At 70.3% G+C, this 711-nt stretch carries 1 protein-coding gene; it reads right to left on the bottom strand.

Features of this window, described 5'->3' with window-relative positions; translation table 11 throughout:
• Positions 1–638: helix-turn-helix domain-containing protein (locus tag V6U89_RS30130; RefSeq protein WP_334576706.1), on the bottom strand; the 638-nt coding region annotated here is incomplete at its 3' end.
• Between the last annotated feature and the right edge of the window lie 73 nt (positions 639–711).

Genomic DNA, 711 nt, shown 5'->3' with positions numbered 1-711 from the left:
CGGCCGAACCGGGCGGTGAACTGCTTGCCGTTGTCCGTCAGCACCTCTTCGGGCGCCCCGAACCGTTGCAGGGCCTCGGCGAAGGCGAGGCATACGGCCCGGCCGGTGGCCCGGCGGACCACGGCGGCGATGACGCAGAAGCGGGAGTGGTCGTCGACGCCGGTGACGACCTTGGCCTCACCGCCGTCGGCGAGCTGGATGCCGCCGACGATGTCCAGCTGCCACAGTTCCATCGGCCGGCCACGTTCCCACCGCCGGTAGTCCTCCCGACGACGCCGGCGGGGTATCGGGTCGATCAGGCCGTGCCGGATCAGGACCCGGTGCACGGTGATCCGCGACGGGATCGGGCCGGGGCAGTCACGGCGGCCGAGCTCATAGACCAGGCGACGGGCACCCCAGCGAGGGTGGTTTCTGCGCAGCTCACAGATCAGCGCCTCCACCTCCGGCGGGGTCTGCCCGGGGGACGACCGCGGCCGGCTGGACCGGTCGGCCAGCCCTTCCAGGCCCTCGTCCTGATACCAGGCGAGCCAGCGATGCACGGCCTGGCGGGAGACTCGAAACCGTTCGGCCACGTCCGTGACCGTCGATCCGGCAAGCACGTCCTGGACGGCTCGATACCGCTGCTCCATCACGCTCATCTCCACCAACACTCAGCGGAGTGTCACGCAGGTCCTGATACCGATGTGTCACGCAGGTCCCGAGACCGGACAG

This window comes from Micromonospora sp. CPCC 206171 (genome assembly GCF_036906755.1).
Lineage (GTDB): Bacteria > Actinomycetota > Actinomycetes > Mycobacteriales > Micromonosporaceae > Micromonospora > Micromonospora purpureochromogenes.
Note: the sequence above shows the minus strand (reverse complement) of the source record. Positions and strands in the feature narration are given on the sequence as shown.